General features: G+C 68.4%; 12 protein-coding genes and 3 tRNA genes. 6 read left to right on the top strand and 9 right to left on the bottom strand.

Annotated elements, in window-relative coordinates; all coding sequences use genetic code 11:
* Positions 1-70: 70 nt before the first annotated feature.
* Positions 71-1,441 carry a dipeptidase gene (locus ACPCXD_RS08525; RefSeq protein ID WP_423659193.1) on the top strand — a complete coding sequence of 457 codons (1,371 nt, stop codon included), beginning with the start codon at positions 71-73 and terminating at the stop codon, positions 1,439-1,441.
* A 24-nt stretch (positions 1,442-1,465) separates the two neighbouring features.
* Here ACPCXD_RS08525 and bcp read toward each other — a convergent pair whose 3' ends face one another.
* Complete coding sequence (gene bcp / locus ACPCXD_RS08520) at positions 1,466-1,939, bottom strand: thioredoxin-dependent thiol peroxidase (RefSeq protein WP_016694409.1); 474 nt, start codon at positions 1,937-1,939, stop codon at positions 1,466-1,468.
* A gap of 89 nt (positions 1,940-2,028) precedes the next feature.
* Here bcp and ACPCXD_RS08515 point away from each other — a divergent pair, with 89 nt between their 5' ends.
* Complete coding sequence (locus tag ACPCXD_RS08515) at positions 2,029-2,253, top strand: DUF3618 domain-containing protein (RefSeq protein ID WP_016694410.1); 225 nt, start codon at positions 2,029-2,031, stop codon at positions 2,251-2,253.
* Positions 2,254-2,373: 120 nt separating this feature from the next.
* Here ACPCXD_RS08515 and ACPCXD_RS08510 read toward each other — a convergent pair.
* Positions 2,374-2,446: transfer RNA gene (locus tag ACPCXD_RS08510), tRNA-Lys, on the bottom strand.
* Between the two features lie 96 nt (positions 2,447-2,542).
* A tRNA-Lys gene (locus ACPCXD_RS08505) sits at positions 2,543-2,615 on the bottom strand.
* 258 nt (positions 2,616-2,873) lie between these two features.
* Here ACPCXD_RS08505 and ACPCXD_RS08500 point away from each other — a divergent pair.
* Positions 2,874-4,094: a L,D-transpeptidase gene (locus tag ACPCXD_RS08500; RefSeq protein WP_423659191.1), complete on the top strand. Its 1,221-nt coding sequence runs from the start codon at positions 2,874-2,876 to the stop codon at positions 4,092-4,094.
* A gap of 17 nt (positions 4,095-4,111) precedes the next feature.
* Positions 4,112-5,254 (top strand): lipase family protein, encoded by a 1,143-nt coding sequence (locus ACPCXD_RS08495; protein WP_026061614.1) that lies wholly within the window; start codon positions 4,112-4,114, stop codon positions 5,252-5,254.
* Positions 5,255-5,496: 242 nt separating this feature from the next.
* On the opposite strand, the gene ACPCXD_RS08490 is transcribed toward ACPCXD_RS08495, so the two are convergent.
* From ACPCXD_RS08490 to ACPCXD_RS08480, 3 genes are all read right to left on the bottom strand, one after another.
* Positions 5,497-5,569 (bottom strand) — tRNA-His (locus ACPCXD_RS08490).
* 86 nt (positions 5,570-5,655) lie between these two features.
* Entirely contained in the window at positions 5,656-6,255 is a 600-nt protein-coding gene (gene orn / locus ACPCXD_RS08485) for an oligoribonuclease (RefSeq protein WP_016694413.1), read from the bottom strand.
* A 72-nt stretch (positions 6,256-6,327) separates the two neighbouring features.
* Entirely contained in the window at positions 6,328-7,818 is a 1,491-nt protein-coding gene (locus ACPCXD_RS08480; RefSeq protein WP_160876378.1) for a trimethylamine monooxygenase, read from the bottom strand.
* Between the two features lie 273 nt (positions 7,819-8,091).
* On the opposite strand from ACPCXD_RS08480, the gene ACPCXD_RS08475 reads away from it, so the two are divergent.
* The gene (locus ACPCXD_RS08475) at positions 8,092-9,633 is read left to right on the top strand and encodes a helicase HerA-like domain-containing protein (RefSeq protein WP_160876380.1); all 1,542 of its coding nucleotides are present in this window, start codon (positions 8,092-8,094) and stop codon (positions 9,631-9,633) included.
* Between the two features lie 40 nt (positions 9,634-9,673).
* Here the strand turns inward: ACPCXD_RS08475 and cmrA are convergent, their stop codons facing one another.
* Positions 9,674-10,480 carry a mycolate reductase gene (gene cmrA, locus ACPCXD_RS08470; RefSeq protein ID WP_016694416.1) on the bottom strand — a complete coding sequence of 269 codons (807 nt, stop codon included), beginning with the start codon at positions 10,478-10,480 and terminating at the stop codon, positions 9,674-9,676.
* A gap of 107 nt (positions 10,481-10,587) precedes the next feature.
* Here cmrA and ACPCXD_RS08465 point away from each other — a divergent pair, with 107 nt between their 5' ends.
* Positions 10,588-11,919: an MFS transporter gene (locus tag ACPCXD_RS08465; protein ID WP_423659187.1), complete on the top strand. Its 1,332-nt coding sequence runs from the start codon at positions 10,588-10,590 to the stop codon at positions 11,917-11,919.
* A gap of 6 nt (positions 11,920-11,925) precedes the next feature.
* Here ACPCXD_RS08465 and ACPCXD_RS08460 read toward each other — a convergent pair whose 3' ends face one another.
* Together ACPCXD_RS08460 and ACPCXD_RS08455 are read right to left on the bottom strand one after the other, a co-directional pair.
* Entirely contained in the window at positions 11,926-12,816 is an 891-nt protein-coding gene (locus ACPCXD_RS08460) for an SGNH/GDSL hydrolase family protein (RefSeq protein ID WP_016694418.1), read from the bottom strand.
* A gap of 112 nt (positions 12,817-12,928) precedes the next feature.
* Complete coding sequence (locus ACPCXD_RS08455) at positions 12,929-13,750, bottom strand: acyl-CoA thioesterase (RefSeq protein ID WP_088897406.1); 822 nt, start codon at positions 13,748-13,750, stop codon at positions 12,929-12,931.
* Between the last annotated feature and the right edge of the window lie 23 nt (positions 13,751-13,773).

Genomic DNA, 13,773 nt, shown 5'->3' with positions numbered 1-13,773 from the left:
ACCACCGTTTCGGTCTCGAACGACTGCCGGACCGAATCGACGTATTCATCCGACGTGCGGAGGACGGATCATGACAGCGACAGACACCGACGCGACGCAGCGCATCCGTGAGCGGATCCGGGAGGCGATGCCCGCCGCGCGCGACGACCTCGCGCGGCTCGTCGCGTTCCGTTCCGTCGCGGATCCGCGCCAGTTCCCGGTGGGGGAATGCGTCGGTGCGGCGAACTGGGTGCGGGATGCCTTCGCCGAGGCGGGAATCGAGAACGTCGAGACGATCGAGACCGCCGACGGCTCCCTCGCGGTGCTGGGTCACACACCCGCCCCCGAGGGCGCCCCGACGGTTCTGCTCTACAGCCACTACGACGTTCAGCCGCCCGGCGACGAATCGCTCTGGCACAGCGAACCCTTCACGCTCACCGAACGGGACGGTCGCTGGTACGGCCGCGGCGCCGCCGACTGCAAGGGCAACGTCGTCATGCACCTGCTTGCCCTGCGCGCGCTGCGTGCGGACGGCCCGCTGCCCGTCGGTGTCCGCATCGTCATCGAGGGTTCGGAGGAGATGGGTGGCGCCGGCCTCGACCACCTCGTCGCCGAACGACCCGAGCTGTTCGACGCCGATCTCATCGTCATCGGCGACAGCGGCAATGCCGAGGTCGGCCGGCCCACCCTCACCACGACGCTGCGGGGCATCGCGAACGTCGACGTCCACATCGAGACGCTGAAGGGCGAGATCCACTCCGGGATGTACGGGGGAGCGGCCCCCGACGCGCTGGCCGCGCTGATCCATCTGCTCGGCACCCTGCGCGACGAGCACGGCAACACCGTCGTCGACGGACTGGACTGCACCGCCACCTGGGACGGTGTGCCCTATCCCGAGGACCGTTTCCGCGCCGACGCGGGTGTGCTCGACGGTGTCTCGCTGCCCACCTCCGGCACCGTCGCCGACGCGGCGTGGGCGCGACCGGCACTGACCGTCCTCGGTATCGACGCACCGCCCGTGGTCGGATCGGCCGCGGCGGTCGTGCCGCGCGCGTCCGCGCGCCTGAACCTGCGCGTGCCGCCCGGCATCGACGCCCGCACCGCCCAGGACGCGCTCGTCGCCCACCTCGAGACGCACGTGCCGTGGGGCGCGCGCCTGCGCATCGACCGCGACGTTCTCGGCGAGCCCTTCCGGGCGGCGACGGACGGTCCCGGTTACGCCGCGCTGCGCGCCGCGCTCGAGACCGCCTACGGCCGGGAGGTCGGGACGGCCGGTCAGGGCGGCTCGATCCCGCTGTGCACCGCGCTGCAACGCGCCGTGCCGCGGGCCGAGATCGCCCTGATCGGCGTCGAGGAACCGCGCTGCGTCATCCACGCGCCGAACGAGAGTGTCGATCCCACCGAGATCGAGAATCTCGCCGTGGCCGAGGCGTTGCTGCTGACCTCGCTGGCGCCGCGGTAACGCTGCCGGCCGAGCCTCCGGGCGTCAGACGGACAGGTCGCGGCGCAGCTTCGCCACGTGCCCGGTCGCGCGGACGTTGTACTGCGCGACCTCGACCTTCCCGTCCTCGTCGACGAGGAAGGTCGAGCGGATGACGCCGGTGACGGTCTTGCCGTACATCTTCTTCTCGCCGAAGGCACCCCACGCCTGGAGGGTGGTCTTCTCGGGATCCGACAGCAGCGGGAAGGTGAGCTGCTCGGCGTCGCGGAACTTCGCGAGCTTGGCCGGCTTGTCGGGCGAGATGCCGATCACATCGAGACCCGCCTCGTTCAGCTCGGCGAGACTGTCGCGGAAATCGCACGCCTGCTTCGTGCATCCCGGGGTGCTCGCGGCGGGGTAGAAGTACACGATGACCTTGCGTCCGCGATAGTCCGACAGCGACACCTCGTTGCCGTCGGCATCGGGAAGGGTGAAATCAGGTGCGGGATCGCCGGGGGCGAGTCTGCTGTTCTCGGTCATGAAGGCGACAGTAGTGGACCGTGCAGCCATTCCCGGTGCGCGTCCATTACCGTGGTCGCAGCACACTGCAGCGACCTTCTGGAGGACACGTGGCTAGGGACACCGAGGACATCGAGCGGGAGATCGAGAAGGCCCGCAATCAGCTCGCGAGCACACTCGACGAACTGAGCGTCCGCGCCAACCCGAAGAATCTCATGGAGAGCACGAAGCAGACCCTCATCGCGAAGGTGAACCAGCCGCAGGTGAAGAAGTACGCAGCGATCGCGGCCGGCACGGTCGTCGGGTTGCTGGTGCTGCGCAGGATCCTGCGCTGACCCGTCCGCTCCACCGCTTCACAGGACACCCACGCCGACCCGGCGTGGGTGTTCCTCGTTCCGGGACCGTCGCGAACGACGAAGGCCGGACACCGTTTCCGGTGTCCGGCCTTCGTGTTGTGCGCCATCAGGGACTCGAACCCCGAACCCGCTGATTAAGAGTCAGCTGCTCTGCCAATTGAGCTAATGGCGCGTGGCGATGTGTCTCCCGGTCGTCGTCCCGACGATGCGGAGGACGGGGTCACCGCCAGAACGAAGGCCGGACACTGGGTGTCCGGCCTTCGTGTTGTGCGCCATCAGGGACTCGAACCCCGAACCCGCTGATTAAGAGTCAGCTGCTCTGCCAATTGAGCTAATGGCGCTTGACGATCTGTTCCCGGGATGCCGTCCCAGCAACGAAGAGAACATTACACACCGTCGCGCGACGCGCCAAATCGCCTGGTCAGAATGTTTTCTGTAAGGTTGTGGATGTAACGGATCGGACGGTCGGAGCGATTGTCATTCGAACGTTACCGACGTACGGGGGAGTCGCGTCGGGTCGGCCGCAAGAGGGGCTGGCATCATCGTGTTCGGTGTTGTGACGTGCGTTTTCGGTGCCTTGGGGGAGGCGGGATCGGAGTATGGAAGTGACGGAGTCGAGTGCGGGGAACCCCCGGGGTCGTCGGGTACGGGGAATCCTCGGAGTGGTCGTCGTCGGCGTTGTTGCGTTCGTCACGGGATGCGCCGGAGGTTCGGGAACGGGCGCCGAGGAGGTGCCGATCGATTCCAATCCCGTGGCCGCGCTGATCAAGCCGACGGTGTCGTCGAGTGTGGCCGACGCCTCGGTCGGCTTCTCGCCGATCGATCCGGTGACGGTCTCGGTCGTCAACGGCAAGCTCGACTCGGTGACCCTGCTCAACCCGGCGGGCGAACCGGTGCAGGGCGAACTCGCCGCCGACGGACTCACCTGGGTGAACACCGAACCGCTCGGGTACAACCGCTCCTACACGCTCGAGACCGTCGCGTACGGACTCGGCGGCGCGACCACGTCGACGGCGTCGTTCACGACCTCGTCGCCGGCCAACCTCACCCAGCCCTACGTGCTGCCCGGTGAGGGTTCGATCGTGGGCATCGGTCAGCCGATCGCCGTGCAGTTCGACGAGAACATTCCGGATCGGCTCGCGGCCGAGGCGGCCATCACCGTCACCACGAACCCGCCCGTCGAGGGCGCCTTCTACTGGGTCAACAACCGCGAGGTGCGGTGGCGGCCGGAGAACTACTGGGTGCCCGGCACCGCCATCACCGTCGACGTGAACGTCTACGGCAAGGATCTCGGCGACGGCCTCTTCGGCCAGTCCGACATCCACTCGTCCTTCACCATCGGCGACGCGGTGGTCATCACCGCGGACGACGTGACCAAGCAGGTCACCGTCAACCGCAACGGGGTCGACGTGATCACGATGCCGACCTCCTTCGGCAAGGACTCCTCGCCCACGCCCAACGGCGTCTACATCATCGGCGACCGGTTCGAGAACATGATCATGGACTCGTCCACCTACGGGGTTCCCGCCGACTCGGCGCAGGGTTACCGCACCCCGGTGGAATGGGCGACGCGGATGTCCTACAGCGGCATCTTCTTCCACTCCGCACCGTGGTCGCTCGGCGACCAGGGTGTGCGCAACGTCAGCCACGGCTGCCTGAACCTCAGCCCCGCCAACGCCAAGTGGATCTTCGACAACACCAAGCGCGGTGACATCGTCGTGGTCCGCAACACCGTAGGCAGTACTCTCCCCGGAACGGACGGACTCGGTGACTGGAACATCCCGTGGTCGACGTGGAAGGCCGGCAACGCTGCGGCGTGACGGGTGAAGGGGGATCGATGGCCGTTCGGGGGAGATGGTTGCGTGCTGCCTGCTGCGGTGCCGTGCTGCTCGCGGCCCTGACACCGACCGGGGCTGCGGCTTCGCCGGTGGGGCCCTCCGCGCCGGCGCCGGGTTCGGTGGTCTCGCAACAGCCGCTGCCCGACGAACTGTCGGTGCCCGGTGCTGCCACGGCCACCAAGCTCGAATACTCCACCGAGTGGCGGTCCGGTGAGCCGACCCTCGCCACGGGCGCGTTGTTCCTGCCCGAGGGCGACGCCCCCGAGGGTGGCTGGCCCGTCATCGCGTGGGCACACGGCACGACCGGCGTGGGCGACGACTGCGCACTCACGACCCGCACGCCGCGTTCCGATCTCGAGCGGACCTATCTGCAGCACTGGCTCGATTCCGGGTACGCTGTCGTCTCCGCCGATTTCCCGGGTCTGGGCTCCGAGGGGCTCCACCGCTATCTCGACGGCCCCAGCGCCGCGAACAGCATCGTCGACATCGTCCGGGCCGCCCGCGACGGTGGGGCACCGCTGTCGGAGCGCTGGATCGTGATGGGGCAGTCGCAGGGAGGGCACGCGGCGCTGCACACCGCCGCGATCGCGACCTCCCGCGCTCCCGAACTCGACTTCCGCGGAACGGTCGCCACGGGCGCCCCGGCGAACCTCGAGCGGGCCTTCACGATCGGTGTCCCGGGCTTCCCCGATCCGGGCCTGTGGGGCCTGGTCAGCTTCAGCGGATACATCTTCGCCGGGTTGCGCGACGCCTACCCCGAGGCCGACGTCGAGGGCTACCTGACCCCGGTCGGCCGCGAGGTCGTCGATCGGGCCGAAGAGCTCTGCTACGACGATCTCGAGGAGTCGGTGCGCGACATCCCGGTCGGGGACCTGCTCGCGCGCCCGCTGGCCGAGGGCCAGATGCCGGCGCTGCTGGCCGACTATCTCGCCGCCCCGACGGACGGCTACGACCGGCCGGTCTTCCTCGCCCACGGAATCCACGACGTGATGGTCCCGTTGCCGCTGTCCGCGGCGCTCGCCGCCGACATGAAGGCCGCAGGGGCGGACGTCGACTACCGCGTCTACATGGCCGGGCACTACACGACGGTGGAGCGCTCCCGGGCCGACGTCGACGCCTTCGTGACGCGCTCGTTCGAATAGACCGGCCTTCGCGCCCCGAACCGGGCCGTGCGCGCGCTGCAGCGGCGGCGAACCCCGGTTCGGCGCGCGAGGAGCCCTGCGCGTGAGGAGCCCTGCGCGTGAGGAGCCCTGCGCGTGAGGAGCCCTGCGCGTGAGGAGCCCTGCGCGTGAGGAACCGCCGTGCGTGAGGAACCGCCGTGCGTGAGGATCCGCCAGGAACGAGAAAACCCCCGATCGGAAATCCGATCGGGGGCTCTCTTCGGGGTGAGTGACGGGACTCGAACCCGCGACAGCCAGGATCACAACCTGGTGCTCTACCAACTGAACTACACTCACCATCGCATCCGCCGGCAACCTCTCGGTCGCTTGCGCCTGCGGTACAGATACTAGCCTGACGAAGTCGAAAAAGACGAATCGGCTGGTCAGGCCGGTCCCAGGTCCTTCACGACGGCCGCGAGGTCGGCCGGAGTGGGGCCGGGAGGCGCCACGAACGCCGTGCGCCGGTAGTAGCGCAGTTCGCGGATCGACTCCTTGATGTCCGCGAGCGCCCGGTGCGACAGCCCCTTCTCCGGCTGACCGAAGTAGATGCGCGGATACCAGCGCCGGCACAGCTCCTTGATCGAGCTGACGTCCACCATCCGGTAGTGCAGATAGTTGTCGAGCTCGGGCATGTCGCGGGTGATGAACGCGCGGTCGGTCGCGATGGAGTTGCCGGCCAGCGGCGCCGTACCCGCCTCGGGGACGTGCTCGCGGATGTACGCGAGGACCTGCTTCTCCGCTTCGGCGAGGCTGACCGTCGAGCGGCGCACCTCTTCGGTCAGGCCGGATCGCTCGTGCATCTGCTGCACGACCTCCGGCATGTCGGCGAGGGCGTCGTCATCGGCGTGGATCACGATGTCCACGCCCTCGCCGAGCACGTTGAGATCACTGTCGGTGACCAGAGCCGCGATCTCGATCAGTTTGTCGCTGCCGAGACGCAGCCCCGTCATCTCACAGTCGATCCATACGAGTTTGTCCTGCACGACAGACAGACTATCGACCGGAGCCGCACCCACGAGGCGCGGCGTCGACGGTCCGGGACGAAACGGGCACCGTCACGCCTTCACGGAGACGGTGCGCGACGCTGCCGGACGGGCAGGACGACGTGCCGCCGGGGTGTGCTGACGGTCGAGGGTCCGCCCCTCCGAGGTCACTTCCGGGGCGGTGAACCGCCCCTCTGCGGTCACTTCAGGCGCGGTGAAATCGTGTCGAAGGAAGGACTCGGGGGAGTCGTCGAGGATCTCCATCCACGGTGCCGGCAGCGGCGGAGCGACGGTGCCGGTGAGCGTCGAGGGGTAGCTGTTGTTGCGGTAGCCCATGATGTCGCGCTTCTTGTCCTGCTTCCACTGCTTGAACACCTCGCCCTGGCGTTCGACGTGGAACTCGGGGTAGTCGGTGCGGTCGACGAGATCGCGGATGTAGGCGGCCTGGAAGTCGATGTCCTCCACCGGCGACGACAGCTTCTCCTCGCGTGCCCGCCAGTGGTCGATGTCCTGCTCGCGGGTGTCGACGTCGGGCAGGTCGACGCGGCCGAGCATGAAGTCGCGTGCGTACCAGGCCTGCGCGTCGAACATGTTGAACGTGAAGTACTGGTCCTGCGCACCGAGGTACATCAGCTTCGGGTTGCGCTGGAGGAAGATCCCCTTGTAGATGTCGCGCGGGTAGAGCCGGTTGCTGGTGCGCAGTGCGAGTTCGTCGGGCAGGAACGGGTAGTGGTGCTTGTATCCCGTGCACAGCACGATGGCGTCGACCTCGCGGGTGCTGCCGTCGCGGAAGTGGGCGACCTTGCCGTCGACGTGGGTGAGCAACGGCACCTCGGAGAACTGCTCGGGCCAGTCGTGACCCATCGGTGCGCTGCGGTAGCTGAAGGTGACCTGTTCGGCGCCGTACTTGATGCACTGCGTTCCGATGTCCTCGGCCGAGTAGCTGCTGCCGACGAGCAGCAGTCGCTTGCCGGTGAACTCGCGGGCGTCGCGGAAGTCATGGGCGTGCAGCACGCGTCCCGGGAACCGGTCGAGGCCGTCGAAGTGGGGGACGTGCGGGGTGGAGAAGTGTCCGGTGGCGACGACGACGTAGTCGAACTCGTCGGACTCCAGCGCACCCCGGTCGTGGTCCATCACCGTCACGGTGAACTTCTGCGTCTCGTCGGACCACTCGACCCACCGCACCGCGGTGTTGAACCGGATGTACTTGCGCACGTCGCTCTTCTCGACGCGACCCATGATGTAGTCGAGCAGGACGGCGCGCGGCGGGTACGACGGGATGGGGCGCCCGAAGTGCTCCTCGAAAGAGTAGTCGGCGAACTCGAGGCATTCCTTCGGGCCGTTGGACCACAGGTAGCGGTACATGCTCCCGTGGACGGGCTCACCGTGCTCGTCGAGTCCCGTGCGCCAGGTGTAGTTCCACATTCCTCCCCAGTCGGGCTGCTTCTCGTAGCAGACGATGTCGGGGATCTGCTCCAGACCGGCCTTTCGGGCTGCTTCGAAAGCGCGCAGCTGTGCGAGTCCACTGGGACCTGCTCCGAGAATGGCGATCTTGGGCGTCAATGTGTTTCTCCTGTGTTCGTGGAATATGTCGCGTAGTTCGTTGCTAGCACACGTCGTTGTTTTTGCGAACGATCCTTGCGTCGTCGACGGCACGGATTCTCGCGGAGAAAGTGCAGGTCAACGCGGTTCGCTGAGCGGGAAACCTCCCCGCTGCTGTTGTGAGGGGAATCACTGTAATGCGACAATTCTGGCACCCGATAAGAATGGTCCTTCCGTGGGTTCGGCGGCCCGGTACCGTCGCGGTGGGCGAGGTCGAGGCCGGAGGGGGCGAGCATGACCGACAAGCCGGAGATCACCGCCGCGACCATCGCGGCCGGGTACGAGGTGATCGGCGAGGCGCTGGAACTGGGCACGGTGGTGCTCGACGGCGTCGCCGATCCCGACGCGCCGGTGCGCATCCCGCTCGCCACGCTCAATCGTCACGCGCTGGTCGCCGGTGCGACCGGCACGGGCAAGACCAAGACGCTGCAGGTCATGGCCGAACAACTGTCGGCGGCGGGGGTGCCGGTGGTGATGGCCGACGTGAAGTCCGACCTGTCGGGTCTGTCGGCCGCCGGCGAGCCGGACGATGCGGTGCTCACCCGCGCGGCCGACACCGGTGACGAGGACTGGACGCCCACGGGACATCCCGTGGCCTTCTACTCGCTCGGCACCGAGGGGGTCGGTATCCCCGTCCGCGCCACCGTCACCTCGTTCGGGCCGATCCTGCTGTCGAAGGTGCTGGGGCTCAACGCCACTCAAGAGTCCACCCTAGGCCTGATCTTCCACTGGGCCGATCGCAACGGCCTGCCGCTGCTCGATCTCGCCGACCTGCGGCAGGTGATCCGGCACCTGACGAGCGACGAAGGGCGCGACGCACTCGACGATCTCGGTGCCGTGTCGCCGGCGACCGCGGGCGTCATCCTCCGTGCGGTCGTCAACCTCGAGAACGCGGGCGGGGAGGGATTCTTCGGCGAACCCGAACTGGAGGTCGAGGACCTGCTGCGGGTGATCGACGGTCAGGGCACGATCAACCTGTTCGAGTTCGGCGCCGAGGCCACCCGGCCGACGCTGTTCTCGACGTTCCTGATGTGGTTGCTCGCCGACCTGTTCCAGTCGTTACCGGAGGTCGGCGACGTCGACAAGCCGCGGCTCGTGTTCTTCTTCGACGAGGCGCATCTGCTCTTCACCGATGCGTCGAAGGCATTCCTGCAGCAGATCGAACAGACAGTGAAGCTCATCCGGTCCAAGGGCGTCGGCGTGGTCTTCTGCACGCAGTCGCCCACGGATATGCCCCGGAGCGTGCTGTCGCAGCTCGGAGCGCGGATCCAGCACGCGCTGCGCGCCTTCACACCCGAGGACGAAGCCGCACTGTCGAAGGTCGTGCGCACCTTCCCGAAGACCGACGCCTACGACCTCGCCGACGCACTGACCGGCCTGGGGACCGGTGAGGCGATCGTGACGGTCCTGTCCGAACTGGGTGCGCCCACCCCCGTCGCCTGGACGCGGCTGCGACCGCCGCATTCGCTGATGGGCACGGTGGGGGAGAGCGCGATGCGTGCGTCGGCGCAGGCGAACCCGCTCTACGGCAAATACGGCCGCACCATCGACCGGGAATCGGCCTACGAGAAGCTCACCGCCTCGGTGGTCGGGGCGACCGACGTCGAACCGGTCCCGGACGTGCCGTCGCAGGCACCGGACGACGCCGAGGTGTCGGTCGTGGAGCAGGTGCTCGGCAGTGCGGCTGTGCGCAGCTTCATCCGTTCGGCGGCGTCCGCGGCCGGCCGGGAGATCGGCCGGAGCCTCTTCGGCACGGGACGCCGCCGAAGGCGGTGAAGTGTTGCTGCCGCCGAAGGCGGTGAAATGGTGCTGCGTGTCAGTTGCCGCCGAGCTTCTTGTAGAACGCGCCGGCGATGGGGGCCGAGATCGACCGCGGCGAGAACTGACCGGCGGCCGACATGGCCTTGCTGATCACACCGGGCACGATGCGCATCCGGTTCGCGGCGAGCGCGTCGAGCGAGACCTTCGCGGTGTGCTCGCTCGAGATCCACAGGAAGTCCGGGACCAGCTTGTCGACGATCGACGCCTCGGCGGGGTCGGGTTCCTCGGTGCGCACCGGGCCGGGGGCGAGCAGCGTGACGTGCACGCCGGTGCCCTTGAGTTCGCCGCGCAGCGACTCGGAGAAGGTGTTGACGAACGCCTTCGTCGCGGCGTAGGTGGCATTGTTCGGGATCGGCATGTTGCCGGCGGCCGAACCCACCATGAGGATCGCGCCGGAGTTCCGCTCGACCATCTGCGGCAGCACCGCGAGGGTGAGGTCGTGCACGGCGACGGCGTTGAGCTCGACCTGTGCCCGCTCGTAGGCCGCGTCGAGCTCGGCGACCGCGCCGAAGGTGGCGATACCGGCGTTGTTGCACAGGATGCTGATGCGCCGACGTCCGAGTTCGTCGACGAGCGGTGTCCGTGCGTCACGGTCGGACAGATCGCACGCGCGCACCTCGACGGTCACGCCGTGCTGCGCGCGCAGGGTCTCGGCGAGCGCCTCCATCACCTCGCCGCGACGGGCGACCAGGATCAGCGAGTGGCCGCGGGCGGCGAGTTCGGTTGCGAGGGCCTCGCCGATGCCGGAGGACGCTCCGGTGACGACGGCACGGGCATCGGGATGGGGATTCGGCAGAGTCACAGTGGGTCAGCGTAGCGGCAGGCGCAGGAGTGGTGACCGGGCCCGCCCCCGGCTCGAGGCCGAGTCGTTCGGTGCTGCGGGGACTCCGGAAGCCTAGGCTCCGGGGCATGAATGCGTTCACGGACACGGCGAGCGGGGCCGGGGAGGCCACGACACGTCGTCAGGTCGTCTCGTGGGGTCTGTGGGACTGGGGTTCCGCGGCGTTCAACGCCGTGATCCTGACGTTCGTGTTCTCCGTCTATCTCACCGACGCGGTCGGCGACGACCTGCCGGGTGGGATCTCGGCGAGCACCTGGCTCGGATGGTCGCTCGGCATCGCCGGGTTCGTCATCGCCGTGACCGCCCCGGTGTCGGGTCAGCGGTACGACGCGGCCGGGCGACGGAAGTGGTCGCTGGGCATTCTCACCGCGGTCACCGTCGCGGCGATGGCGGCGATGTACTTCGTGCGCGACGACTACCACTATCTGTGGCTCGGCCTGGTCCTGCTCGGCGTGGCGTCCGTGATGGCCGAGCTCGCGCAGGTGCCGTACAACTCGATGCTGCGTCAGGTGTCGACGCCGGACGACATCGGCCGGGTCTCGGGTTTCGGTTGGGCGATGGGCTATTTCGGCGGCATCGTGCTCCTGCTGCTGTGCTACACCGGGTTCATCGCCGGTGACGGCGACACCCGCGGTTTCCTCGGGGTGCCCACCGAGGACGGCACCAACATCCGGCTCGTCGCGCTGTTCGCGGCCGTGTGGTTCGCGGTGTTCGCCGTGCCCGTGCTCCTCGCCGTCCCGGAGAAGCCGGTCGCGCGTGGCGACGTCGCCCGCCGCGCCGGTTTCGTCGAGTCGTACCGCGTGCTGTGGCGCGACCTGACGGAGTTGTGGCGGGCGGATCGTCGCACCATCTGGTATCTCGGGGCGTCGGCGTTGTTCCGGGACGGTCTCGCCGGTGTCTTCACCTTCGGGGCGGTCCTCGCCGTCACGGTCTACAGGATCGGAGCGGGCGACGTGCTGATCTTCGGTGTCGCCGCGAACGTCGTCTCCGCGGTGGGCGCACTGGTGGCCGGACGCGTCGACGACCGGGTCGGGCCCAAGGCGGTCATCGTGGGCTCGTTGGTCGCCATGATCGCGACCGGCATCGTCCTGCTGGTGGTGTCGGGTCCCACGATGTTCTGGATCTTCGGTCTGGTGCTGTGCCTGTTCGTCGGCCCCGCCCAGTCGTCGGCGCGCACCTTCCTGGCGCGACTGACCCCGCCGGGCCGGGAGGGGCAGATGTTCGGTCTCTACGCGACGACGGGACGCGCGGTGTCGTTCCTGGCGCCGACGCTGTTCGGGTTCTTCGCGTGGTGGTTCGGCACCGACCGCGCGGGCATCGTGGGATTGCTGATCGTGCTCGCCGCGGGTCTGGTGGCGCTGCTCGCCGTGCGGGCTCCGGAGACGTCCGCGACGGCGTGAACCGGCTCAGTCGGTGATCGTGGCGAGCACCTGGTCGGCGGCGTTGCGGTGCCCGGCCGCGTTCGGATGCAGCGGGATCGATCCGGCGGTCGGCTGCAGGCCGGCCATCCACCGGGTCTCCGGGTCGGCGCACGCGTCGTGGTCGCGGGTCGAATCGCGCAGGTCGACGTAGTCCACGTCCGCGGCCTCGGCCTGCTCGCGCATGACGGTGTTCAACCGGTCGATCTTCTCCTGCAGGTAGGTCGCGTCGTCGGGCCAGATCCGCTGTTCGGGGAAGCACCCGCCGTCGCGGATCCCGGTGGGGTAGCCGACGAGCACGATGCGTGCCTCCGGGGAACGGCGGCGGATCTCGTCGATCACCGTGGTGTAGACGGGAGCGAAGGTGTCGATGGCGGCATCGATGCGGTCGGTGCCGTCCGGGGCGTTCGTGATCGCGCACGAGGTGCCCTGGGGCGGCGCGGCGAGATTGACGCATCCCAGCGCCAGCTGGACGAGACCGATGTCGTTGCCGCCGATACCCACGGTGACGAGTTCGGTGTCGGGGCGCAGTGCGTCGTACTGCGGTGGCACCGTCGCGCCCCGGAAGGTGGTCTGCGGCATCGCGAAGTCGAGGGAGGTTGCGGCACCGCACGACGCGTCGACGAAATCCTCGATGCCGAGATCGGTCGCGACGAGGGTGGGGTAGTTGCTCGCCGACCGCCCGCACGGATCGCCTTCGGTCTGCGGCGGGATGCCGGGTCCGGAGGTGAACGAGTCTCCCAGGGCGACGTACGACGCATAGTCCGCGGCCGGGGCCGTGTCCTCCGTGTCGGCGCAGGCGACCGTGCCCACGGTCGTGAACACGATTGCGGCGCAGGCGATGACACCCGTCCGTCGGAGGAGCCTCGGCATCGTCACAGTGGACCTCGCAATCCGGTGGGTGGATGTTTCCGAGGCTACAGGTGTGCCGGTGACCGGGACGGGCGCCGAACGCCGACGGCTCGGGTCGATCGATCACCGGCCCCTCCGGTCACGCCTTGAAGTAGACGATCTGGTGCGAAGTCGCGAGGAGGACGCCGTCGCGTCCCCACAGCTGTGCGCTCTGGTCGAAGAAGCCCTGTTCGAAGCGATTCGCACGTGCGGTCGCGAGCACCGGGCTGTCGGATTGTGCGGCAACGGTCTCCGGGTCCGCGTGGAAGTAGACGGTCATCGAGACCGTGCCGGCCGGCAGCACCCGACCCAGTCGGAGGAAGGCGCGGGGGTAGAAGATGTCGCACATCGCGGTGAGCGAGGCGAAGTCGAGCGGACGCGACGGGACATCGCGGACCCACAGCGTCGACGTGGAGTCGGCGACCTCCGCGCTGCCCTCCTCGGGAACGGCTCCCGCGGCGTATCGCATCTCGTAGTTGCGTGCCCACGCGATGTAGTCCGGCAGCGGTGTCGGCTCGAGCGAGTCGGGTGCCGGGGCGGCCGGTGCCTGCAGTTCGGTCGACGACCAGGTGGGGCGACGGAGACCGAAGACGGCCGTCGCGGTGGTGGCGACCTCGCCGCCCTGCGACAGTTCGATCGACCAGTGCTGGGTGGTGCGGTTCGTCCGCACCGGGCGCACCGCGAGGTCGAACGGGCCGTCGGCGATGGGTCCGGCGTAATTGACCGTCAGGGACAGCGGCATGCCGAGGACATCCGGGTGTCGTTCGACCGCGCGGAGGAGGGTCGCGGCGGTGATGCCGCCGAACGGGCCGACCATGTTCGCGTAGGCGGGGTGCGTGTGCCCTTCGGTGCGATCGTCCCGGACCTCGAACAGGTCGACGGCAGCGTCGAAGACGTGAGTGGTCACCGAGACGTCGGTCATGGCAGGGTCTCCTCGGAAAATGG

It is taken from the genome of Rhodococcus sp. AB351 (genome assembly GCF_049538275.1).
GTDB lineage: Bacteria > Actinomycetota > Actinomycetes > Mycobacteriales > Mycobacteriaceae > Rhodococcus.
The sequence above is the reverse complement of the archived record's forward strand: the minus strand, read 5'-3'. Positions and strand labels throughout refer to the sequence as shown.

What these genes read in the sequence shown, in the direction of transcription:
- ACPCXD_RS08525 (WP_423659193.1), top strand. Translation starts at nt 71, where the DNA reads ATGACAGCGACAGACACCGACGCGACGCAGCGCATCCGTGAGCGGATC.
- bcp (WP_016694409.1), bottom strand. Translation starts at nt 1,939, where the DNA reads ATGACCGAGAACAGCAGACTCGCCCCCGGCGATCCCGCACCTGATTTC.
- ACPCXD_RS08500 (WP_423659191.1), top strand. Translation starts at nt 2,874, where the DNA reads ATGGAAGTGACGGAGTCGAGTGCGGGGAACCCCCGGGGTCGTCGGGTA.
- ACPCXD_RS08495 (WP_026061614.1), top strand. Translation starts at nt 4,112, where the DNA reads ATGGCCGTTCGGGGGAGATGGTTGCGTGCTGCCTGCTGCGGTGCCGTG.
- ACPCXD_RS08475 (WP_160876380.1), top strand. Translation starts at nt 8,092, where the DNA reads ATGACCGACAAGCCGGAGATCACCGCCGCGACCATCGCGGCCGGGTAC.
- ACPCXD_RS08465 (WP_423659187.1), top strand. Translation starts at nt 10,588, where the DNA reads ATGAATGCGTTCACGGACACGGCGAGCGGGGCCGGGGAGGCCACGACA.
- ACPCXD_RS08455 (WP_088897406.1), bottom strand. Translation starts at nt 13,750, where the DNA reads ATGACCGACGTCTCGGTGACCACTCACGTCTTCGACGCTGCCGTCGAC.